This window comes from uncultured Neglectibacter sp. (genome assembly GCA_937958185.1).
Taxonomy (GTDB): domain Bacteria; phylum Bacillota; class Clostridia; order Oscillospirales; family Acutalibacteraceae; genus Acutalibacter.
Window position 1 is genome coordinate 1 of sequence record CALFFN010000011.1, and the last position, 21,713, is coordinate 21,713.

A 21,713-nucleotide genomic window follows, 5' to 3' on the forward strand; every position below is an offset into this window, starting at 1 on the left:
AAAAGCGAGAAAAACTGGGAAAACCGCAAAAGCGTGCCGCTTCACCCAAATCGGGAAGATAGCTTTCTGAAAGCCGCAAATCAGCGACCCGGCAAAAAGCGAGAAAAACTGGGAAAACCGCAAAAGCGTGCCGCTTCACCCAAATCGGGAAGGTAGCTTTCTGGAAGCCGCAAATCGGCGACCCGATAAAAAAAATACGGCAGGGAAAAAGCGTTTACCAAAACAAAGAGGAGCCGTTGCAATTACATGGGAATTTTCAATTTTTTCGGAAGTATTTTAGGCTATCTCCTTTGGTTTCTGTATACCATCTTCAGAAACTATGGCGTTGCCATTATTTTGTTTACCATCATTTTGAAGCTGGTTCTGTTCCCCACTTCTCTGAAGCAGCAAAGAAGCATGGCTTCTCAAAGTAAGCTGGCAGAAAAGCAGAAAGAGCTGCAGAAAAAGTATGCCAATAACAGAGAAAAATACAATGAAGAGCTGTCAAAGCTCTATGAAAAGGAAGGGGTCAGCCCGACTAATGGCTGCCTGACCACCCTGTTGCCTTTCCCCATCATGCTGGGCATTTACTATTCCGTTATCATGCCGCTTTCCAACACGCTGCACATTGCTTCGGACACGGTCAGGCAGGCGACGGACTACATTTCCAGAATTCCCGGTATGGTTTCCACCGGCGGCATTTATTCCGAGCTGCAGATCATTCAGAATTTCAGCGCCGTTCGGGATAACCTGACCATGTTCAGCGCGCAGGATATCGCAAAGATCGAGGACTTTTCCAAGGGCTTTAAGTTTTTAGGGCTTGATCTGCTGTCTATCCCCAAGGGTGCGGCGTTCAGCACGTTCCTGTGGCTGATCCCCGTGCTTTCTCTGGTGACCAGCGTGGCGTTCCAGGTGTACACCATGATCTACCAGAAAAAGACCACCGGGCAGAATCCCATGGGCTGTATGCTGGTGATGACCTGCGTGTTCCCTTTGATCAGCCTGTACTGGGCATACACCATGCCCGCCGCCGTTGGCTTTTACTGGATCATTTCCTCCTTGACCAGCTGGGCGCAGAGCGTTGTAACAAACAGGTATTTCAGCGCCGCCCAGATGACGGCAAAGATAGAAGCCCAGCGCGCTGTTACGCTGGAGCTTGCCGAGGGGTCGGTCCGTCCCCTGCCTGTGGAAACGCAGAAGCAGATCGCGGATCGCCTGGCTGCCGGCGCCCAGAAAAAGCAGGACAAGGAAGAAAGCAGGCAGAAGACCGGGCAAAAAAAGAAAAAAGGCGGCTCGGGTCCCAGTGACTCAAGCGCTTATATAGGCACAAAAAAGTAAAAGAGACAGGAAGGAAGAAAAACCTATGTTGAAAGAAGCGGTAGCTCAGGGCGCGACGGTGGAGGTCGCCTTTGCCAACGCCTGCAAGGAGCTGGGTGTGGACACCACGGAAGCGGAATTTGAGATTCTGGAAATGCCCACAAAGAAGACCCTTGGTATTTTCGGTGGCAGCCCTGCCAAGGTAAGAGCCTATATTGAAGAAAACAGCGACCCTGCCGAAGCGGCGGCGGAGTATCTGAAAGCCGTGCTGAAAGAGATGGGTCTGAGCAATGTTACCATTACCATCAACCGGGAGGAAGCCGGCGCCGCGCTGAGCCTTTCCGGCGAGGACATCGGCTTCATCATCGGTCATCGGGGAGAAACACTGGATTCCCTGCAGTATCTGGCTTCCCTGGTGGCAAATCATGTGGAGTCTTCCTATTACCGCATTACCCTGGACGTAGGGAATTACCGGGAAAAGCGCAAGGAAACGCTGGAAGCGCTGGGAAAGAAGATGGCGCTGCGCGCGGTCAAGTACGGGCGCAACTCCTCTCTGGAGCCCATGAACCCCTATGAGCGCAGGATCATCCACACCGCTGTACAGACAGTGGAGGGAGCAAAGTCCTGGAGCGAGGGAGAGGACATGAACCGCCATGTGGTCATCGGTCCCGAGGGCGGCGAGCGCCCCCAGCGCTATGACAACCGCAGGGGAAACCGCCGGGGCGGCTATGACAACCGTCGTGGCGGCGGTCGTGGCAGAAGCGGCCCCGCCCCCGCAAACAATGCGCCCAGAGCGGAGGGTCCGAAATCCGACGCGCCGGATATGCCGATTTACGGCAAGATCGAGGTAAATAAATAAGAGACCTGTTTTTCCCTTGGGTCGAAAAAGCAGCTTTGGGGCGGCCTGAAAAGGCGGCCCCTTTTTTTAGATACTGGATATTAGATGCTGGATACTGGATAAGGGCAAGAGCAAGGGAAAAGAGAAGAGAGAAAAGAGAAGAGACAGGGAAAAACTGGAAAACAGGAGCGGGAATATGACAGGAGAAAAGACCATTGCCGCCATTTCCACCGGGTTCGCGCCGGGCGGGATCGGCATTGTGCGGATTTCCGGCAGGGACGCCCGGAAGGTCGCCGACCGGGTGTTCCGCGGGAAAAGCGGAAAAAAGATTGTCGACATGGCAGGGTACACCGCCCAGTTCGGCGGGGCGTTCCTGCGCTCCGGCGAAAAGCTGGACGATGTGGTGGCGCTGGTGTTTGCCGCTCCCAAAAGCTATACCGGGGAGGACGTGGTAGAGCTGTCCTGTCACGGCGGGCTGTATGTGACCCAGCGGCTGCTCCGGGAGGTGCTGGAAGCCGGGGCTGCCCCTGCCGGTCCGGGGGAATTTACCCGCCGGGCGTTTCTCCACGGCAAAATGGACCTGGCGCAGGCGGAAGCCGTCATGGGGCTGATCGGCGCGCAGGGGGAGCAGGCTGCCCGCACGGCAGAAATGGGAAGCAGCGGAAGGCTGTCCCGGAAAATCGTTGCCGTCCGGGAAGAGCTGTCCGCCCTAACCGCTCATTTGGCGGCCTGGGCGGACTTCCCCGAGGAGGACGTTCCTGTCTTAGAACAGACCGGGCTTTGCCGCAGCCTGCAAAAAATTGCGGAGGAGCTTTCCCGGCTGCTTGCCACCTTCGATTCCGGCAGGCTGTTCCGGGAGGGTGTGGAAACGGTGATCGCCGGGCGCCCCAATACGGGAAAATCCACCCTGATGAACCTGCTGGCAGGGCAGCAGCGCTCCATTGTCACCGAATACGCCGGGACCACCCGGGACATCGTGGAAGAAACTGTCCGGCTGGGGGGCATTCCCCTGCGTCTGGCGGACACCGCCGGGCTGCGCGCCACCGATGACCCGGTGGAAAGCATAGGGATCTCCGCAGCGCGGGAAAGGCTGAGAACCTCCCGTCTGGTGCTGGCGGTATTTGATTCCTCGCAGGCGCTGCTGCCGGAGGATATAGCTTGGGTTTCCGAGCTGGACCCTGCCCGCACGGTGGCAGTGGTCAATAAAAGCGACCTGCGGCGGCAGCTGGATATCGCACAGCTGAAGCAGCGGTTTCCCCATCTGGTGGAGCTTTCCGCGCTGTCCGGCGATGGATTGGAAGCACTGACCCAGGCGGTGTTTGACATTTTGGGCGCCCGGGAATTTTCCCCGGACGAGGGCGCGCTGTTTACCGAACGCCAGCGGGACGATGTGTCCCAGGCGCTTGCCGCCGTGCAGGAAGCGGAACAGGCGCTTACCGCCGGTTTGACGCTGGACGCTGCCACGGTCTGTATCGAAGACGCTTTGTCGGCGCTGTATTCCCTGACCGGCGAGCGGGTGAGCGATGAGATCATCGACCGGGTGTTTGAGACATTTTGCGTTGGAAAGTAGTTGTTAGAAATTAGTAATTAGTAATTAGAAATTAGCAGTTAGACCGGCGTGCCGCCGGGTGCAGGACGGGGAAGAACAGGGCATGATTTTTCCGTTTTGTCGCCCGACCAACGGTAAAGTGCGGCAGATAACAGAAAATAGAGGTTAGTCTTGAGCCGTTAGTTGTTAGAGGAACTTCATTTGATAAAATGAAAGAGCAGTTTAGAATTGTCAATGGGGAAGCGAGGGGTGAAAATGAGGGTACTGTATGTTTCCGATTTGGACGGTACGCTGCTGCGCAGTGACGCGAAAATTTCGGCATACACCTGCCGGGTCATTAACGAGCTGACGGCAAAGGGAATGCTGTTTTCCTACGCCACCGCCCGCTCCATCTATACCGCCTCCAAAGTGACGGCCGGGCTGACTGCCCGGATCCCGCTGATCACCTACAACGGCGCGCTGGTACGGGACAACGCGACCCATGAGCTGCTGCTTTCCAATTTCTTTTCCAAAGAAGACGCGGCGGAGCTGCTGGAAGCGCTTTTGGGGCGCGGCGTCTCGCCCATTGTCTATTCCTATGACGGGCGGGAGCATTTTTCCTATCTGGAACAGGAAATAAGCCCCCAGACCGCCGCGTTTCTTGCCACCCGGAAAGGGGACGCGCGGGATCGCCCGGTCTCCCGCCCGGAGCAGCTTTTGGAGGGGGAGGTCTACTACTTCACCTGCATTGACGAAACGGAAAAAATGTGCCCGCTGTATGAGCGGTACCGGGAACGGTTCCACTGCTTTTCCCAGCCGGAAATTTACAGCGGGGATACTTTTTTTGAGATCATTCCAAAAAACGCCTCGAAAGCAAATGCCGTTTTGCAGCTGAAATCTCTGCTTCACGCGGACAAGCTGGCGGTATTCGGCGACGGGGAAAACGATTTGGATATGTTCCAGCTTGCCGAGGAAGCCTATGCCGTTTCCGGCGGGGCAGATCGCCTGAAGGCTGCTGCCACGGCGGTGCTGGGCAGCAACGACGAAGACAGCGTGGCAAAATGGCTGGAAGAGCATGGGGAAATCGAGGAAAAAAGGGGGAACGAAAATGACCTATGATGCGGGGAAAATTGATGTGGCGGTGATCGGCGCGGGTCATGCGGGGATTGAAGCGGGGCTTGCCGCCGCCCGGCTGGGCTGCAAAACGGCAGTGTTTACCATCAATCTGGACGCCGTGGGCAACTGCCCCTGCAACCCCAGCATCGGCGGCACGGCAAAGGGTCATCTTGTGCGGGAAATAGACGCCCTCGGCGGCGAGATGGGAAAAGCCGCGGACGAGTGCACCCTGCAAAGCAGAATGCTGAATCTGGGAAAGGGTCCTGCGGTTCACTCCCTCCGGGCGCAGATCGACAGGAACCGCTACTCCCAGACCATGAAGCACCGCCTGGAGACCTGCGAAAATCTGGAGCTCCGCCAGGCGGAGGTAGTTTCTCTTTTGCCGGAGGGCGGCGCATGGAAGCTTACCACCCGGCTGGGGGCGGTATACACCGCCGGGGCGGTGATCCTTGCCACCGGCACCTTTTTAGGGGGAAAGGTCTTCGTGGGGGACGTGTCCTATGAAAGCGGACCCGATGGAATGTTCCCCGCCGCCTTTCTGCCGGACTCCCTGAAAGCGCTGGGTATTTCCCTGCGCCGCTTCAAAACCGGCACGCCTGCCCGGGTGCTGCGTTCCTCCATTGATTTTTCCGAATTGGAAGTGCAGCACGGCGACGAGCCTGCCGTCCCCTTTTCCTACGATACGGAAGCCCCGGTGGAAAACCGTTCCGTCTGCCATGTAAGCTGGACAAATGATGAGACAAAAAAGGTGATCCTGGAAAACATTCACCGCTCGCCCTTATATTCCGGCATGATCGAGGGGGTGGGTCCCCGCTATTGCCCCAGCATTGAGGACAAGGTGGTGCGGTTCCCCGACAAGCCCCGGCACCAGCTGTTCATCGAGCCTTGCGGCGAAAATACGGAGGAAATGTATTTGCAGGGCATGAGTTCCTCCCTGCCGGAGGACGTGCAGCTTGCTTTTTACCACACCATCAAGGGCTTGGGGCACGCTCAGATCATGCGCACCGCCTATGCCATCGAATACGATTGCTGCGACCCCCTGCAGCTGGACGCCGCCCTGGAGTTCCGGGATTATCCCGGTCTGTACGGCGCGGGGCAGTTCAATGGCAGCTCCGGCTATGAGGAAGCCGCCGCCCAGGGGCTGATTGCGGGGATCAACGCCGCCCGGAAGCTTTTGGGCAAACCCCGGTTTGTGCTGGATCGAGCCAGCTCCTATATCGGCACGCTGATCGACGATCTGATTACAAAGGGCGTCAGTGACCCATACCGCATGATGACCTCCCGTTCCGAATACCGATTGGTGCTGCGGCAGGACAACGCCGACGAGCGCCTGACCCCCTACGGCAGGGAGCTGGGCTTGATTTCCGACAGCCGGTGGGAAAAATTCCAGAAGAAGCAGGAGCAGAAGCGGCAGGAATTAAAGCGGACGCAGAACACGGTTTTCCCGCCGACGGAGCAGCTGAACCGCATTCTTGTTTCACGTGGAACATCTCCTGTGACCACCGGCGTGAAGCTCAGCGACCTGCTCCGCCGCCCACAGATTTCCTATGACGATTTGACGGAAATCGACACTGCCCGCCCCGACCTGCCCGCCGCCGTGCTGGAAAATGTGGAAATCGAGCTGAAGTACGAGGGATATATCCGCCGGCAGACGGCGGATATCGAGGAAATGCGCCGGGTAGAGGGGAAGAAGCTTCCGCCGGACACGGATTACCGCCAGATCACGGGTCTGCGGTTGGAAGCAATAGAAAAGCTGGACCGTGTCCGCCCGGAAAACGTGGGACAGGCAGGGAGAATTTCCGGGGTCAGCCCGGCGGACATTTCCGTACTGCTGATCTGGCTTGCTTCCCGTGGCAGGGAAACGGGAGAACAAAACTGAGAATACTAAATTTTTTGGCGGCAGTATTTCCAAGTCCTTAAAATGCGCCGCTTAAAAAAGGAAAGCAGTGATAAAAATGACGGACTGCAAGGCAATGCTGATCTCTATGGCGAAGACCATGGGAATCAAAGTGACAAACCCGCAGGCGGAACAGTTCCAAACCTATCTGGAGCTGCTGTTGAGCTGGAACGAAAAAATGAACCTCACCGCCATTACCGATCGGTCGGAGGTGGTGGAAAAGCATTTTGTGGACAGCCTTACCCTGCTTTCCCACTGTAAAATAAAGCCCGGGGCGAAGCTGATCGACGTGGGAACGGGAGCGGGGTTCCCGGGGATCCCCCTGAAAATCCTGCGCCCGGATATCGAGCTTACTTTGCTGGACGGGCTCAATAAGCGGCTGAACTTTCTGGGAGAGGTCTGTTCTGCCCTGAATATCACCGCGGAAAGGGTCCACAAGCGGGCGGAGGAAGCCGGGCGGGACCATAAAATGCGGGAAAGCTACGATATCGTCACCGCCCGGGCAGTGGCGCCCCTGAATATCCTTTGCGAATACTGCCTGCCGCTTACGAAAATGAAGGGCTTCTTTCTTGCCATGAAAGGTCCGGGGGCGCAGGAGGAGCTGGCTCAGGCGGAGCGCGCGCTGGATATTTTAGGCGGCACGGACAGGAAAATTATTTCCCTTTCCCTGCCCACCGCGGGGGAACGGAACATCATTGCCGTGCAGAAAAAAGCCTTTACGCCGCGGGAGTATCCCCGCCACGGCGGGACTATTACGAAGCACCCGCTTGTTTAGATACTAGATACTGGATATTAGATGCTGGACGCTGGAAAAAAGCATTTCGCATTCCTAATTGCCCTTATTTATACATTGCACATTTCTACATTATACATTCCTGAAAGGGGTGGTTTTATGAATTTGGTTTTCCGAAAAGCGGCAGCGAAGGACCAGGAGAGGCTGGACGCGGTCATGCTGGTCATCAGCGACGGCAGGGTAAAGGATCGGAAAAAAGCGGCAGAGCTGATAGAGAAGGTGGGAAACGACCCGCAAAAATATCTGCTTGTAGCGGAGGACACGGAAACAAATACGATTTGCGGCAGCCTGCTGGGCGTGGTGTTCGAGGATATCTGCGGCGACTGCAGGCCTATTCTTCTGGTGGAGAATGTGGCGGTGCTGGAAAGCTATCAGGGCAGGGGCGTGGGCAGAGCCATGTTTGAGGAAATCGAGCGCTGGGGACGGGAACAGAACTGCCACTATGAAATCCTGGTTTCAGGAATGCAGAGGGTGGGCGCCCACAAATTTTATCAGGCACTGGGCTTTGAGGAAGTCAAGGGCTTCAAAAAATATCTTTAGAGAGCGAAAGAAGCGCAGAAAAATTTTTTGAAAAAATAAATTTTCGCCGACGCGTTTCTACAAAAAACTGCGCTTGAGAGGTGTATACTTGGGTCACACGAAGGGCGGATACGCTTTCCGTGCAGAGGAAGCATGAGGACAAGCTGGATAACGGAGACGGAGGCAGGCAGATGTTTTCCAAAGATAAGCTGAAATTGATGCGGCTGCCGGTTTCCAAAATTCAGCCCAATCCCTCCCAGCCCCGGAAAGAATTTGGCGCGGACGAGCTTCAAAGCCTGGCGCAGAGCATTCGGGAAAACGGGCTGCTGCAGCCCGTCACCGTGCGGAAGGAATCCGGCGTCTATTATCTGGTGGCAGGGGAGCGCCGGCTGCGCGCCTGCAGGCTGGCAGGGCTGCCCAGCATTCCCGCGCTGCTCATGGACTGCGAGCAGGAAGACAGCGCCGTGCTGGCGCTTTTGGAAAACCTGCAGCGGAAAGACCTGCAAATGTTCGAGCAGGCAAACGCCATTGTGAATCTCCTGCGGGAATGGCAGATCACCCAGCAGGAAGCCGCAAGGAAGCTTGGCATGAGCCAGTCTTACCTTGCCAACAAAATACGGCTCTTAAAGCTCAGCCCGGAGGAGCAGGAAGAAATTCTGGAGCATGGGCTGACGGAGCGCCACGCCAGGGCGCTGCTGCGTATCGACGACATGACCCTGCGGCAGCGGGTGCTGCGCACCGTCATTGACAAAAAGCTGAACGTGACAAAAACGGAAGAGCTGGTGGCAGCCGTTCTCAAACCAAAGCAGATAAGAGGAAAAGCCCGGCGCACCTTTGTGGCAAAGGATATCCGGCTTTTCATCAATACCATAGACCACGCGGTGGACGCCATGAAAACCGCCGGGATAGAAGCACAGTCGGAGAAAAAAGAGACCGAGGAGTACATCGAATGCACGGTGCGTATCCCAAAGCTCGCAAGAGCAACCTAACACAGCGTACAAGTTTTAACCCATTCCCTTATTCATTTCCCACAAGAGAAGACGGTCGGTGTTACAGCCGACCGTCTTTTCTTGCTTTTCTCGGAATGTTTCATGTGAAACATGGAAAACTGAAATTTGCAGGGATACGTTTCACTGACGTCAGAACCGGCAAATTAAATTTTGCGAAAACTGCCGTTTCTTCTTCCATTCCCGGAGAATTTATGATATGATAGGAAACAGTAAATCTTATAGGAGGCAGACGCCGAAAGGCGGAAAGGCTTCCGGGAGGGAAAGGAGTTCCCATGGGAAAGGTTATCGCGATCGCAAACCAAAAAGGCGGTGTGGGAAAAACCACTACGGCAGTGAGCCTGGCGGCAGCGCTGGGCGATAAGGGAAAAAAGGTGCTGCTTGCCGACGCTGACCCGCAGGGCAATACCACCAGCGGCGTGGGTGTGGACCGCCGCACCTGCATTTTGAGCATCTACGAGGTCATGATCGGCGGGGAAAAGGCGAAAAGCGCCATTGTAAAAACCGCCTTCAAGAATCTGGACCTGCTACCCTCCAGCATTGATCTGGCAGCGGCGGAGATAGAGCTTGCCGGGAAGGAGAACCGGGAAGACACGCTGAAAAGCGCCCTGGCGTCTGTTCGGACGGAATACGACTTTATTTTGATCGACTGTCCCCCGTCCCTGGGGCTGATCACCACCAATGCCTTAAATGCTGCGGACACGATTTTGATCCCCATTCAGTGTGAATACTATGCGCTGGAGGGGCTTTCCCAGCTGATGAACACCGTGCGCAGGGTAAAGCGCCAGTACAACGACCGGCTGGATATCGAAGGCGTGCTGCTGACCATGTATGACGGGCGGCTGAACCTGACCCAGCAGGTGGTGGAGGAAGTGAAGAAATACTTCCCCCGGAAGGTGTTCAAAACGGTGATCCCCCGGACGGTGCGCCTGTCGGAAGCCCCCGGCTTCGGGCAGCCTGTGCTGTATTACGACCGCTCCTCCAAGGGCGCGGAAGCCTATGGGGAGCTGGCGATAGAAGTGCTGAAAAACAACAAGTAACAGATCAAGACTATAAATTCAAACTGAGAGATAGAAAAAAGCTTGGGACGGGAAAGGTGTTGTCACGATGAAAAAGCGAGGACTGGGAAAAGGGCTGGACGCCATTTTTGCTGAGAACAGCCTGGAAAGCTCCGAGGGCGCGGTGACCATTAAAATCAGTGAAATCGAGCCGAACCGGGAGCAGCCAAGAAAGGAATTTGACAGCGCCGCGCTGTCCGAGCTGGCAGACTCCATTTCCCAGCACGGCGTGCTGCAGCCGCTGCTGCTGCGCCCCATTGTCAGCGGAGGCTATCGTATTGTGGCTGGTGAGCGCCGCTGGCGCGCCGCCCGCATGGCGGGTCTGTCGGAGGTTCCGGCAGTGGTGCGGGAAATGACCGATACGGAGGAAATGCTTTTCGCGCTGATCGAAAATTTGCAGCGCGAGGATCTGACCCCGTTGGAGGAAGCCAGAGGCTACAAGACCCTGATCGACACCCAGGGCTTTACACAGGAGGAAGTCTCCCAAACGGTGGGGAAATCCCGCCCGGCGGTGACCAATGCCCTGCGGCTTTTGAATCTGCCGGAGGACATTCAGGAAATGCTGGAAAAGGGAGAGCTTTCTGCAGGTCACGCCAGAACGCTTTTGAGCTTCAAGACCCCGGAGGATATGCGGCAGGGCGCGCAAAAGGCTATGAAGGGCGCTTCCGTGCGGGAGCTGGAAGCCATGGCAAAGCGGCTGGGAGAAAAGAAAGCTTCCGGCGAAAAGTCCCCCAGCCGGGGGAAAAACCAATACTATGAGGAAGCCCAGCTTGCCGTGGGCGAGTACCTTGGGCGCAGGGTCAAGGTGAGCGGTACAAAGAAAAAAGGCACGTTGCAAATCGAATTTTACGGCGAAGAGGACCTGCAGAACCTGCTCAGCGAATTGAAGCTTCAGCAGGGTAAGGCGTGAAGCCTGGCATGAAGCCCGGCGTAAGATTTGGCATAAATTAGGAAAAGAGGAAAACGAAATGCTGGATATCAAACTGGTTCGGACAAACCCGGAGCTTGTAAAGGAAAACATCAAAAAGAAATTTCAGGACGAAAAGCTTCCTTTGGTAGACGAGGTGCTGGCGCTGGACGAGCAGTTCCGCGCGTCGAAGGCCAGAGGGGACGAGCTGCGGCAGCAGCGGAACATCATCAGCAAGGAGATCGGCAGGCTGATGAAGGAGGGCAAAAAAGGCGAAGCGGAGGAAACGAAGCGCAAGGTGGCGGAAATCGCCGACGAGCTTGCCGCCATGGAACAGAAGGAAGCGGAGATGACCGAGGAGATCCGCAAGCGCATGATGGTGATCCCCAATATCATTGACGATTCCGTACCCATCGGCAAGGACGACAGCGAAAATGTGGAGCTGGAGAAGTTCGGCGAGCCCAAAGTGCCGGACTTTGAAGTGCCCTACCACACGGACATTATGGAGAGGGTCAACGGAATTGACCTGGACAGCGCCCGTCGCACCAGCGGAAACGGCTTCTATTACCTCATGGGCGACATTGCCCGCCTGCATTCCGCCATTCTTTCTTACGCAAGGGATTTCATGATCGACAAGGGCTTTACCTACTGCGTGCCGCCCTTTATGATCCGCAGCGACGTGGTCACCGGCGTGATGAGCTTTGCGGAAATGGAAAACATGATGTACAAGATCGAGGGGGAGGACCTGTATCTTATCGGCACCAGTGAGCACAGCATGATCGGCAAGTTCATGGGCAATATTCTGGAGCCGGAAACTTTGCCCAGGACCATGACCAGCTATTCCCCCTGCTTCCGCAAGGAGGTGGGCGCCCATGGCATTGAGGAGCGGGGCGTGTACCGTATCCACCAGTTTGAAAAGCAGGAAATGATCGTGGTCTGCGAGCCGGAGGACAGCATGGACTGGTACCATAAAATGTGGAGCTATACCGTGGAGCTGTTCCGCTCCATGGATATCCCGGTGCGCACGCTGGAATGCTGCTCCGGCGATCTGGCGGACCTGAAGGTAAAATCCTGCGACGTGGAGGCATGGTCGCCCCGGCAGAAGAAGTATTTCGAGGTGGGCAGCTGCTCCAATCTGGGAGACGCCCAGGCGCGGCGGCTGGGGATCCGCATCAAGGGCAAGGACGGCAACTATTTTGCCCATACCCTGAACAACACGGTGGTCGCTCCCCCCAGAATGCTGATCGCTTTCCTGGAAAACAATCTGCAGGCAGACGGCAGTATTAAAATCCCCGAGCCTTTGAGAATGTACATGGGCGGGAAGACAGTGATCCAATAACAGTTGTTTTTAGTAAAAAATGATAAAAAGAAAAGGCTTCTCCATATCGGAGAAGCCTTTTTGTATCTCAGAGCCGTTATTCCGTTTCGGCTCCTTCCTGACGGTCGGTGGCGGCTTTCCGTTTTCCAAAAGAAAGAATAAAGATCAGCGCGCTCAGGCAGTAGGCGGCGGCAATGACGAGATAAAAGGATTTTGCGCCCATACCGTCCAGCACCATGCCGCCGAGCAGATTTCCCAAAATGCCTGCCACAGAGGATACCGAAGCAAACAGCGTTTGGGCGGTAGCCTTTAAGCCGTCGGGCGCAAGCTCGTAAATATAGTTCAGAGAAGCGCCAATGAACAAGCCGTTGCCCAGACCAAAGAAAGTACAGAACAGCAGCATCAGCCCCAGCCCGTTGGTCAAAAGCCCAAAGCCCGCGCACTCCACCGCCATCAGCACGGCGGCGCATACAATGAGATTCCGCAGGGGAAACCGGCGGCGGAATTTTGCCATAAGCAGCAGGAAAGGCACCTCCAGCAGCGCCCGGTATCCCAGAAGAACGCCATACTGCTGGGAGGGGACGCCCACTTCAGCCATAAGATAGGGGATAAAAGAGGATTCCGAACAGGCGGCAAGATAAAAGAAAAAGGTGAACACCAGAAACATCACATAGCCGCGGCTGTGGAACAGCCTGCCAAGCTCCAGCTTTTCCGCCTTTTCTCCATCGCCCTTTTTTGGCCTGGCGGCAGGCTCTCTGGCGAAAACCGTCAGCACCACGACAATGATCACCAGCAGCCCGGTGAGCCAGAAGGTGTTTTTCACGCCCACATAGGGCAGCAAAAAGGAAATGGCAAAGCTGCTTATTGTAAAGAGCAGCGACCCCACGGAGCGGAGCATTCCATAATTCAGGTGCAGCTCGTTGCAGTTGCGCACCAGAATGTTTTCGGAAAAGGAGGAGGTGGGGCTCCTGAAAAAGTTCACGAAAGGCAAATACGCGGTAAAAAGAATGGGAGAAAAAGGAAGCCCGGCAGGGATCAGGGGCGTCAGCGCATAGAGGACACTGGAGGAAATCAACAGGATCATGAAGATTTTCCGCAGGGAGCCGATCCTGTCGCTGACCATGCCCCAAAAGGAGACGGAAACAATGCCTACCCCGGAGCTGATGGCGTTCAGCAGCCCCAGCTGGGAAGCGGAAAAGCCCAGCTCCTGCAAATATACGGTCTGATAGCAGCCCACTGCCCAGGCAAACCAGAACATCCCGCACAACGCCGCCTGATTCAACGCCTGCCTGCTGTTTTGATCGAGCCGGGAAAAAATGCGACGTATCATAACAAATGCTTCCGCCTCTCGCTTTAATTATCTAATACGGTAATATGTCATAGCGCCAAAGGAATCCTGACGCGGATAGAATAGCGCAAAGGAGAAGTGCTGTCAATAGATTTTCCCCAAAAGAAAGGGGAAAATCGGAAAAATTTTTGTGGGGCGGAAATTGCCGGAAAGGCTTGTAAAAGAAAAAAGGCAATGATATAATCAGTGTTTATAAGATACCGGGGAAACCGGACGGAAAACGGAAAAATTTAAGAGAAAGTGAGTTGTGGTTATGCTGGACATGGAGTACAAGGACAAATTTGTAAAAGAAGGTCTGACCTACGACGACGTTCTGCTGATCCCGGCAGAATCTCATGTGCTGCCTGCGGAAGCGGACCTTTCCACGAGCCTGACGAAACAGATTCGCCTGAACACCCCGATCATGACTGCCGCCATGGATACCGTAACGGAAGCGGATATGGCGATCGCCATGGCGCGGGAGGGCGGCATTGGCATTATCCACAAGAATATGAGCATCGAAGCGCAGGCAGATCAGGTGGACCGGGTCAAGCGCTCGGAAAACGGCGTCATTGTAAACCCCTTCTTCCTTGCCCCGGAGAATCTGGTGCGAGAAGCGGACGAGATCATGGGGCGCTTCAAAATTTCCGGCGTGCCCATCTGCGAGGACGGCGTGCTGGTGGGAATTATCACCAACCGCGATATGCGCTTCATGGAGGGTGATGACTTCAATCAGCCGATCCGCAACGTCATGACCAGGGAAAACCTTGTTACCGCCCCTGTGGGCACTACCATGGAGGAAGCACAGGAAATTTTGAGAAAACACAAAATCGAAAAGCTGCCCATCGTAGACAGCCAGATGCGCCTCAAGGGGCTTATCACCATCAAGGATATCGAGAAAGCGGTACGGTACCCCAATTCCGCCAGAGACGAAAAGGGCCGCCTGCTCTGCGGCGCAGCCCTCGGCGCGACAAAAGACGTGCTGGAGCGCGCGGCGGCGCTGATCGAAGCGCAGGTAGACGTGGTGGTGCTGGACTCTGCCCACGGGCACAACAGCGGCGTGCTGGAGGCTGTGGCAAAGGTAAAGAAGGCATATCCCAACCTGCAGGTCATAGCCGGGAACATTGCCACCGCCGAGGGCGCAAAGGCGCTGATCGACGCCGGCGCCGACTGTGTCAAGGTGGGCATCGGACCCGGCTCTATCTGCACCACCCGCGTGGTCGCCGGGATCGGCGTGCCCCAGGTCACCGCCGTGTTCGACGCGGCGACGGAAGCGGCAAAGCACGGGATCCCTGTCATCGCGGACGGCGGAATCAAGTACAGCGGCGATATCGTAAAGGCGCTGGCTGCCGGGGCGAACGTGGTCATGCTGGGCTCCATGGTGGCAGGCTGTAAGGAAGCCCCCGGCGAGTACGAGCTGTACCAGGGGCGGCAGTTCAAGGTCTATCGCGGCATGGGCAGCCTGGGCGCCATGGGCAAGGGCAGCAGCGACCGCTATTTCCAGGGCGAGCAGAAGAAGTTCGTTCCCGAGGGCGTGGAGGGCAGGGTGCCCTATAAGGGACCTCTGGCGGACACCATCTTCCAGCTGCTGGGCGGCTTGCGCTCCGGCATGGGATACACAGGCTGCAGGGACATTCAGGAGCTGCACAGCAAGGCGCAGTTCGTGCGTATCACCGGCGCGGGGCTGAAGGAAAGCCACCCCCACGATATTCAGATCACCAAGGAAGCCCCCAACTATTCGATCCATTCTTAAAAAGCGGAAGAGGATTCAGGCGGCAAATGGGGGCGGGAAAAGCAGAAAAACTTTTTCCTGCCCCAAATATTTGGAAACTGCTTGACAAATACTAGCAGGTACAGTATAATAAAGAACGCTCCGCTGGAAAGCCGGGGCAAAATGCTCTGTCTCTGACAGAGCAGATATGGCGGCATAGCTCAGTTGGCTAGAGCATTCGGTTCATACCCGAAGTGTCGATGGTTCAAATCCATTTGCCGCTACCATATGGCCCGGTGGTCAAACGGTTAAGACACCGCCCTTTCACGGCGGTAATACGAGTTCGATTCTCGTCCGGGTCACCAAGCAAACACAACGCCGGACTCAGGTTCCTTGGGTTCTGCGTTGTCTTTATTTTGAGCTGCCGTATCGAGAAAGGAAGTATGGATCACCATGAAAAAGCGAATGTTATCCCTGCTGTCTGCAATGGCACTTCTCCTGACACTGACCGCCTGCGGCGGCGTGTCCGGCTCCAGGCTTCCGGCATTGGAAACGGAGACCGATTCCTCCGCTGTGAGTTCCGGCGCTGCGGGCGGCCATCAAAAGCCCACCGGGAATTACGAAAACGAAGACCCTGACGGAATGATCGGGCTGCTGACCTATATGGAGGACGGCAAGGCGATCGTCCGGGACACAGAAAACGTAAAGTTTGAAAACGGCGCTGTTGTTACCGCGGAGAATACCACGTCCTTTGTGCAGATGTCCTTTAAGGAGATCGGCGCGGTGAACGGGTATCGGTACCAGTTTACTTATAACGGCAGCACGGTGCAGGCGGAGTTTTACCGCTTTGACCCGGACAATCTGGACGAAAAAGGAAAAACCTGTCTTGATTCCGTAAAGGAAAAGGGCTTCTTTGAGCTGCTGGGCAATACGGTCCCGGCAACGCTGCACCCCAGCGGGAAATACCTGATGATCTACACGGACGCGAAAGAGGACGAGAAAAACGAAGCGCAGAAAAAGTGGGCGGAGGAGTTGTTCCTCAGCTTTCCCGCATAATTGACTTCCAAAAAGACTTGCAGCAATGCGGGTCTTTTTTGCGTACACAAAGCGGGAATGAGCTTCAAAAAATAAGGGAAATCCACAGCTTAAAAGGAAAGGGGTATTTGCACCATGCGAAGGCTTTTCGGCAGGAAGGGCAGCAGGGGGACCTATGAGATCGACATGACCCATGGACCGCTGCTGGGGAAAATCGTGAAATTTGCCATTCCATTGGCGGTTTCCGGGGTGCTGCAGCTGCTGTTCAACGCCGCGGATATCGTGGTGGTGGGGCGGTTTGCCGGCAGCACCGCGCTGGCGGCGGTGGGTTCTACCGGGGCGCTGATAAACCTGATCGTCACCCTGTTCATGGGGCTTTCCGTGGGGACGAACGTATTGGTCGCCCAGTATTATGGGGCGGGCAACCAGAAAGAGCTGAGCGAGACCGTACATACTTCTATTCTGGCAAGCGTCGTCTTTGGGATAGGGCTGATCTTTATCGGCATTGGGCTGGCGCGCCCTGTGCTGGAAGCCATGGCAACGCCGCCGGAGGTGCTGGACCAGGCGGTGCTGTACATGCGGATCTATTTTATCGGCATGCCCGGCATGATGCTGTACAATTTCGGCGCGGCAGTGCTGCGCGCGGTGGGGGACACCCAGCGCCCGCTGTACTTCCTGCTGCTGGCAGGTATCATCAACGTGCTGCTGAACCTGTTCTTTGTGATCCAGCTGCATATGGGTGTTGCCGGCGTCGCGGCGGCGACCTCTATTTCCCAGGCGATCTCCGCCGGGCTGGTGCTGTGGTGCCTGGTGAAAGCGGACAGCATTTACCGGGTGGACCTGCGCAGGCTGTGTATCAAAAAGGACAAGCTGCTGAAAATGGCAAAGATCGGGCTGCCCGCCGGGATACAGGGCGCGTCCTTCTCCATTTCCAACGTGCTGATCCAGTCTACCATCAATTCCTTTGGCTCGGTGGCTATGGCGGGCAACACCGCCGCCGCCAATATTGAGGGCTTTGTTTCCACCGCCATGGACGCCTTTTCCCAGGCTGCCATGTCCTTCACAGGGCAGAATGTGGGGGCGAAAAAGCTGAACCGGGTCAACCGCATTTTGGTGCTGTGCCTGAGCCTGGGCGTAGGGATAGGTTTGCTTATGGGCATCGGCGCTTACTTTGCGGGGTCGTCCCTCCTCAGCATTTATTCCAGCGACCCGGAGGTAATTTCCTTTGGTCTGCGCCGACTGGCGATCGTCTGCGCCTGTCAGTGCGTGGGCGCCCTGATGGGCAATATGGTGGGCGTGCTCCGGGGGCTGGGGGCTTCCTTCGTGCCCATGGTCATCACCATCACCTTTGTCTGCGGCTTCCGCGTGGTGTGGCTGTACACGGTGTTTGCCATGGCGCCCACCCTGGAAACGCTGTACTGGTCATACCCCATTACATGGGCGCTGGCGGCGGCGTTTGACTTTATCTGCTATTTTATTGTGAAAAAGCGCCTGGCGAAAAAACTGGGGATCGGCACGGAGCCGCAAACAGAATAGAGCCGTATCCGACGGAGCTTGAAAAACGGAGAGGAGTATCGCAGTGAAGTTGAAACGAAACAGGGAGCGGGGCTCCTTTGAAATTGACATGACCAATGGACCACTGCTGGGGAAAATCATTAAATTTGCCATTCCGCTGGCGCTTTCCGGCGTGTTGCAGCTGCTGTTCAACGCTGCCGACATGGTGGTGGCAGGCAGGTTCGCGGGTTCTCAGGCGCTGGCGGCGGTGGGCTCTACCGGGGCGCTGATAAACCTCATGGTCAACCTGTTTATCGGGCTTTCGGTAGGTGTGAACGTGCTGGTGGCGAGGGCTTATGGTTCGGGTCAGCTTTCCGAGCTGGACGATACGGTACATACCGCGATCCTCACCAGCCTGATTTCCGGCGTACTGCTGATCTTTATTGGCGTGGGGCTGTCGAAGCCCCTGCTGACCTTAATGGGAACGCCTGCGGACGTGATCGAGCAGTCCACCATCTATATGCGGATTTACTTTGTGGGAATGCCGGCGGCAATGCTCTATAATTTCGGCGCGGCAGTGCTCCGCGCGGTGGGGGACACCCGCCGCCCGCTGTATTTCCTGACCGCGGCAGGTCTGATTAACGTGTGCTTCAACCTGTTTTTTGTGATCGTGCTGCACATGGGCGTAGCCGGGGTCGCCACTGCCACGGTGATTTCCCAGACCATCTCCGCCGGGCTGGTGCTGTGGTGCCTGGTAAAAAGCGACGCCGCTTATAAAGTCAATTTGAAGCGGCTGCGCATTGTGAAAAACAAGCTGGTGCAGATGATGAAGATCGGGATACCCGCCGGCATACAGGGCGCCACTTTCTCGGTGTCCAACGTAATTATCCAGTCCACCATCAATTCCTTTGGCTCTATCGCCATGGCAGGCGCAACGGCTTCCAGCAATCTGGAGGGCTTCCTCTGGACGGTGGTGGACGCCTTTACCCAGGCGGCGCAAAGCTTTACCAGCCAGAACTATGGCGCGAGAAAGCCGGAGCGGGTCAGGCGGGTGTGCACCCTCTGCCTTGTAATGGCAATGGGGCTTGCCCTTGTGCTGGGCGGCGGCGCCTATCTGATTGGTACTCCCCTGCTGGGGCTGTACACCTCGGACGCACAGGTCATCGAATACGGCTTGCGCCGAATGCTGATCACCTGCGTGCCCTATTTCACCATCGCTTTGATGAACGTGACGGTGGGTATGCTGCGGGGGCTTGGTTCCTCGGTCATGCCGATGATAATGTCCATTGTGGGCACCTGCGGGCTGCGCATTTTATGGATCTACACCGTTCTCCCCCTGAACCCCACATGGGAAATGCTGTTCCTGTCCTACCCCATCTCCTGGGCAGTGACCGGGGTTTTCCAGCTGATTGCCTACCTCTACGTGAAGAAGAAGGCTTTTTCGCGGTTACAGCTGGTACAGGCAGAATAATTTTTTAGTATAAAACTGACCCCTCCGGCAGCGCCTGGAGGGGTCAGTTTCTGCTTTGAACCATCAGTCTTCAATGTAATGCACATCGGTTTTGCGCAAAAGCTCCTCATACTGGAAGCAGCGGGGGTCGTGGTCGTTGATAATGCCGCAGGCCTGCAGGTGGGAAAACACCGTGACAGACCCCAGATATTTGAAGCCCCGCTTCTTCATATCCCTGCTGATTCGGTCGGAAAGCTCGTTGCGGGCTTCCCACTCTCCGCGCTGGTGCTTGCGGTAGACCATGGTCCTGTTGTCGGAAAAGGACCACAAATATCGGTCGAAGCTGCCAAACTCGTCGATCACCTGCAAAAAGCATCGGGCGTTTCCGATGATGGCATTGATTTTCCCCCGGGAGCGTATCATGTTTTCCGTTGCCAGAATGCGCTCCACGTCTGCGTCTGTGTAGCCAGCGATCTTCCGAAAATCGAAATCGTCAAAGCACTGCCGGAAGATCTCCCGCTTTTTCAACATCAGCAGCCAACTCAGCCCGCATTGCATGGCTTCCATCAATAAATATTCAAAATGGCGGTTGTCATCGTGAAGGGGCTGTCCCCATTCCTCATCATGGTATTGCTGCATGATCCCGCCGTCCATGCACCAGGCGCACCGTTCCATTCTCATTCCCCCCGCTCCTCGTTGAACAGAGGATACCACATCTGCCCCGTAGGCGCAACCTTTTCCTCAGATTATAGAAAGCGGCGTAAAGCAGACCGCACACCGCGCTGTTGGCTTGTCCCTTATACCGCGAAGCGGTGCGCCCCAATGGTGGCGACCACCTGCCGGGACCAGATCCATTTGTTGGTGGTCTTTGCCGGATTATAATAATAGATAGCGCCGCCGGTGGGGTCGGAGCCGTTGATGGCTTCCCGCGCCGCCTGATAGGCGGAATCCGCCACAGGGGCGTTGATCCCCCCGTCGTACAGGCAGGAAAACGCGCCGTCCTGATAGATAACGCCGGACAGCGTGTTGGGAAAGGACGGGTGGGCAATGCGGTTCATGATGACCGCTCCCACGGCGACCTGCCCCTCATAGGGCTCGCCCCGGGATTCCGCGGAAATGATGGACGCCAGCAGCCCCACATCGCTTTCGCTGAAGCCGCCGTACGCGCCGCCGGAGCCGCCTCCTTCAGTAAGCCCCAGCGCGGCAAGGGTGTTTTTCCCAACGATCCCGTCGGCGTCCAGCCCCATATCCTGCTGAAAGGCGATCACCGCCTGTTGGGTGCGTGTGCCGAAAATACCGTCTGCCGTGCCGGGGTCATAGCCCAGCTCCTGCAGCCTTTCCTGGATCTGTGTGACCTCCCCGCCCCGGGAGCCGTACTTTGACAGCGCCGCCGCGCCGCCGCTGTTCCAAAGCATCAGCAGGATCATCAGGTTTACCAGCCCGATCACCAGCACCCTCCACAGCAGCAGCCCAATTTGCTTTCCCCGTTCAGTTTTCATGTTTTTTTATCCCTTTCTTTTTTGCCTTCTTCTATATATAATGAAACTGGAATCTCTCTATGCGCTAATCTGCCCGAAGAAATATCGTCCCTATTCCCGGAAATTTTTGCTTTTTTTCACTGCCGCTCCCAGTACCGGGCAAAAATAGAACATACCTGTATGGGGGACAGGCTCTTTTTTCCACTATATATGGGCAAAAGCAAGATTTTCAAAAAATCTTCAAAAAAAGGCAAAAAAAGTGTTGACAGAGGGGGTGTAGATGTGATAAGATAATCGAGCGCTCAAAAGAGAGGGCAGGGAAGCGGCAGAGAGCCGGGAGGCGCCAGGTCGCGGAAAAGCCTGAGAATTTGGGAGCAAATGGACCTTGAAAATTAAACAACGAGAAGAAGGAAAGACCCGTGAAATTCTTTGGGTAGAGATACTCTAAGAAGGAAACAGGAAACAGAACCTGAAACAGAAATCTGTGAGAACGTCAGAGACGTTTAAGAGCTGAGAAAAGCTCTAAAGAAGATTTAAGAGGCTGAAAGGTCTTTTAGATACCATTTTTTAGAGAGTTTGATCCTGGCTCAGGACGAACGCTGGCGGCGTGCCTAACACATGCAAGTCGAACGGAGTTATGCGCTGAGCGGAAGGTGCTTGCACTGGAAGCTCTTGTATAACTTAGTGGCGGACGGGTGAGTAACGCGTGAGCAACCTGCCTTTCAGAGGGGGATAACGTTTGGAAACGAACGCTAATACCGCATGAGACCACGGCTCCACATGGGGCAGCGGTCAAAGGAGCAATCCGCTGAAAGATGGGCTCGCGTCCGATTAGATAGTTGGCGGGGTAACGGCCCACCAAGTCGACGATCGGTAGCCGGACTGAGAGGTTGAACGGCCACATTGGGACTGAGACACGGCCCAGACTCCTACGGGAGGCA

At 55.9% G+C, this 21,713-nt stretch carries 18 protein-coding genes, 2 tRNA genes and 1 rRNA gene; 18 read left to right on the plus strand and 3 right to left on the minus strand.

Features of this window, described 5'->3' with window-relative positions; translation table 11 throughout:
- Window positions 1-246: 246 nt before the first annotated feature.
- The 11 genes from AB8996_RS03035 to serS all read left to right on the plus strand — a co-directional run bounded on the left by AB8996_RS03035 (window position 247) and on the right by serS (window position 12,298).
- On the plus strand, window positions 247-1,317 hold the full coding sequence (locus AB8996_RS03035; protein WP_369297504.1) for a YidC/Oxa1 family membrane protein insertase: 1,071 nt from the start codon (window positions 247-249) through the stop codon (window positions 1,315-1,317).
- 25 nt (window positions 1,318-1,342) lie between these two features.
- Window positions 1,343-2,155 (plus strand): RNA-binding cell elongation regulator Jag/EloR, encoded by an 813-nt coding sequence (gene jag, locus AB8996_RS03040; protein WP_369297505.1) that lies wholly within the window; start codon window positions 1,343-1,345, stop codon window positions 2,153-2,155.
- Window positions 2,156-2,330: 175 nt separating this feature from the next.
- Window positions 2,331-3,704: a tRNA uridine-5-carboxymethylaminomethyl(34) synthesis GTPase MnmE gene (gene mnmE / locus AB8996_RS03045; protein WP_369297506.1), complete on the plus strand. Its 1,374-nt coding sequence runs from the start codon at window positions 2,331-2,333 to the stop codon at window positions 3,702-3,704.
- A 234-nt stretch (window positions 3,705-3,938) separates the two neighbouring features.
- Window positions 3,939-4,781 (plus strand): HAD family hydrolase, encoded by an 843-nt coding sequence (locus AB8996_RS03050; protein WP_369297507.1) that lies wholly within the window; start codon window positions 3,939-3,941, stop codon window positions 4,779-4,781.
- Window positions 4,771-6,657, plus strand: a complete 1,887-nt coding sequence (gene mnmG, locus AB8996_RS03055; protein WP_369297508.1) for a tRNA uridine-5-carboxymethylaminomethyl(34) synthesis enzyme MnmG — start codon at window positions 4,771-4,773, stop codon at window positions 6,655-6,657. Before AB8996_RS03050 ends, mnmG begins: the two co-directional genes overlap by 11 nt.
- A 76-nt stretch (window positions 6,658-6,733) precedes the next feature.
- Window positions 6,734-7,450 carry a 16S rRNA (guanine(527)-N(7))-methyltransferase RsmG gene (gene rsmG, locus AB8996_RS03060; protein ID WP_369297521.1) on the plus strand — a complete coding sequence of 239 codons (717 nt, stop codon included), beginning with the start codon at window positions 6,734-6,736 and terminating at the stop codon, window positions 7,448-7,450.
- 117 nt (window positions 7,451-7,567) lie between these two features.
- Complete coding sequence (locus AB8996_RS03065; protein WP_369297509.1) at window positions 7,568-8,008, plus strand: GNAT family N-acetyltransferase; 441 nt, start codon at window positions 7,568-7,570, stop codon at window positions 8,006-8,008.
- Between the two features lie 119 nt (window positions 8,009-8,127).
- Window positions 8,128-8,976: a ParB/RepB/Spo0J family partition protein gene (locus AB8996_RS03070; RefSeq protein ID WP_369297510.1), complete on the plus strand. Its 849-nt coding sequence runs from the start codon at window positions 8,128-8,130 to the stop codon at window positions 8,974-8,976.
- 293 nt (window positions 8,977-9,269) lie between these two features.
- Window positions 9,270-10,034, plus strand: a complete 765-nt coding sequence (locus tag AB8996_RS03075) for a ParA family protein (protein ID WP_369297511.1) — start codon at window positions 9,270-9,272, stop codon at window positions 10,032-10,034.
- Window positions 10,035-10,101: 67 nt separating this feature from the next.
- Window positions 10,102-10,962: a ParB/RepB/Spo0J family partition protein gene (locus AB8996_RS03080; RefSeq protein WP_369297512.1), complete on the plus strand. Its 861-nt coding sequence runs from the start codon at window positions 10,102-10,104 to the stop codon at window positions 10,960-10,962.
- A gap of 58 nt (window positions 10,963-11,020) precedes the next feature.
- Complete coding sequence (gene serS, locus AB8996_RS03085) at window positions 11,021-12,298, plus strand: serine--tRNA ligase (RefSeq protein WP_369297513.1); 1,278 nt, start codon at window positions 11,021-11,023, stop codon at window positions 12,296-12,298.
- Between the two features lie 76 nt (window positions 12,299-12,374).
- On the opposite strand, the gene AB8996_RS03090 is transcribed toward serS, so the two are convergent.
- Entirely contained in the window at window positions 12,375-13,607 is a 1,233-nt protein-coding gene (locus AB8996_RS03090; protein WP_369297514.1) for an MFS transporter, read from the minus strand.
- A gap of 271 nt (window positions 13,608-13,878) precedes the next feature.
- Here AB8996_RS03090 and guaB point away from each other — a divergent pair, with 271 nt between their 5' ends.
- From guaB to AB8996_RS03120, 6 genes are all read left to right on the plus strand, one after another.
- The gene (gene guaB / locus AB8996_RS03095) at window positions 13,879-15,357 is read left to right on the plus strand and encodes an IMP dehydrogenase (RefSeq protein ID WP_369297515.1); all 1,479 of its coding nucleotides are present in this window, start codon (window positions 13,879-13,881) and stop codon (window positions 15,355-15,357) included.
- Between the two features lie 168 nt (window positions 15,358-15,525).
- Window positions 15,526-15,602 (plus strand) — tRNA-Met (locus AB8996_RS03100).
- 3 nt (window positions 15,603-15,605) lie between these two features.
- Window positions 15,606-15,680 (plus strand) — tRNA-Glu (locus AB8996_RS03105).
- 121 nt (window positions 15,681-15,801) lie between these two features.
- Window positions 15,802-16,371: a hypothetical protein gene (locus AB8996_RS03110; protein WP_369297516.1), complete on the plus strand. Its 570-nt coding sequence runs from the start codon at window positions 15,802-15,804 to the stop codon at window positions 16,369-16,371.
- A 114-nt stretch (window positions 16,372-16,485) separates the two neighbouring features.
- Window positions 16,486-17,886 carry an MATE family efflux transporter gene (locus tag AB8996_RS03115; protein WP_369297517.1) on the plus strand — a complete coding sequence of 467 codons (1,401 nt, stop codon included), beginning with the start codon at window positions 16,486-16,488 and terminating at the stop codon, window positions 17,884-17,886.
- Between the two features lie 43 nt (window positions 17,887-17,929).
- The gene (locus AB8996_RS03120; RefSeq protein WP_369297518.1) at window positions 17,930-19,315 is read left to right on the plus strand and encodes an MATE family efflux transporter; all 1,386 of its coding nucleotides are present in this window, start codon (window positions 17,930-17,932) and stop codon (window positions 19,313-19,315) included.
- Window positions 19,316-19,378: 63 nt separating this feature from the next.
- Here the strand turns inward: AB8996_RS03120 and AB8996_RS03125 are convergent, their stop codons facing one another.
- Window positions 19,379-19,975, minus strand: coding sequence for a DNA-3-methyladenine glycosylase I (locus AB8996_RS03125; RefSeq protein WP_369297519.1), 597 nt, complete (start codon window positions 19,973-19,975; stop codon window positions 19,379-19,381).
- A gap of 116 nt (window positions 19,976-20,091) precedes the next feature.
- Window positions 20,092-20,793, minus strand: a complete 702-nt coding sequence (sleB, locus tag AB8996_RS03130; protein WP_369297520.1) for a spore cortex-lytic enzyme — start codon at window positions 20,791-20,793, stop codon at window positions 20,092-20,094.
- Between the two features lie 543 nt (window positions 20,794-21,336).
- Between sleB and AB8996_RS03135 the strand changes: the two genes are divergently transcribed.
- A 16S ribosomal RNA gene (locus AB8996_RS03135) occupies window positions 21,337-21,713 on the plus strand; the annotation flags it as partial.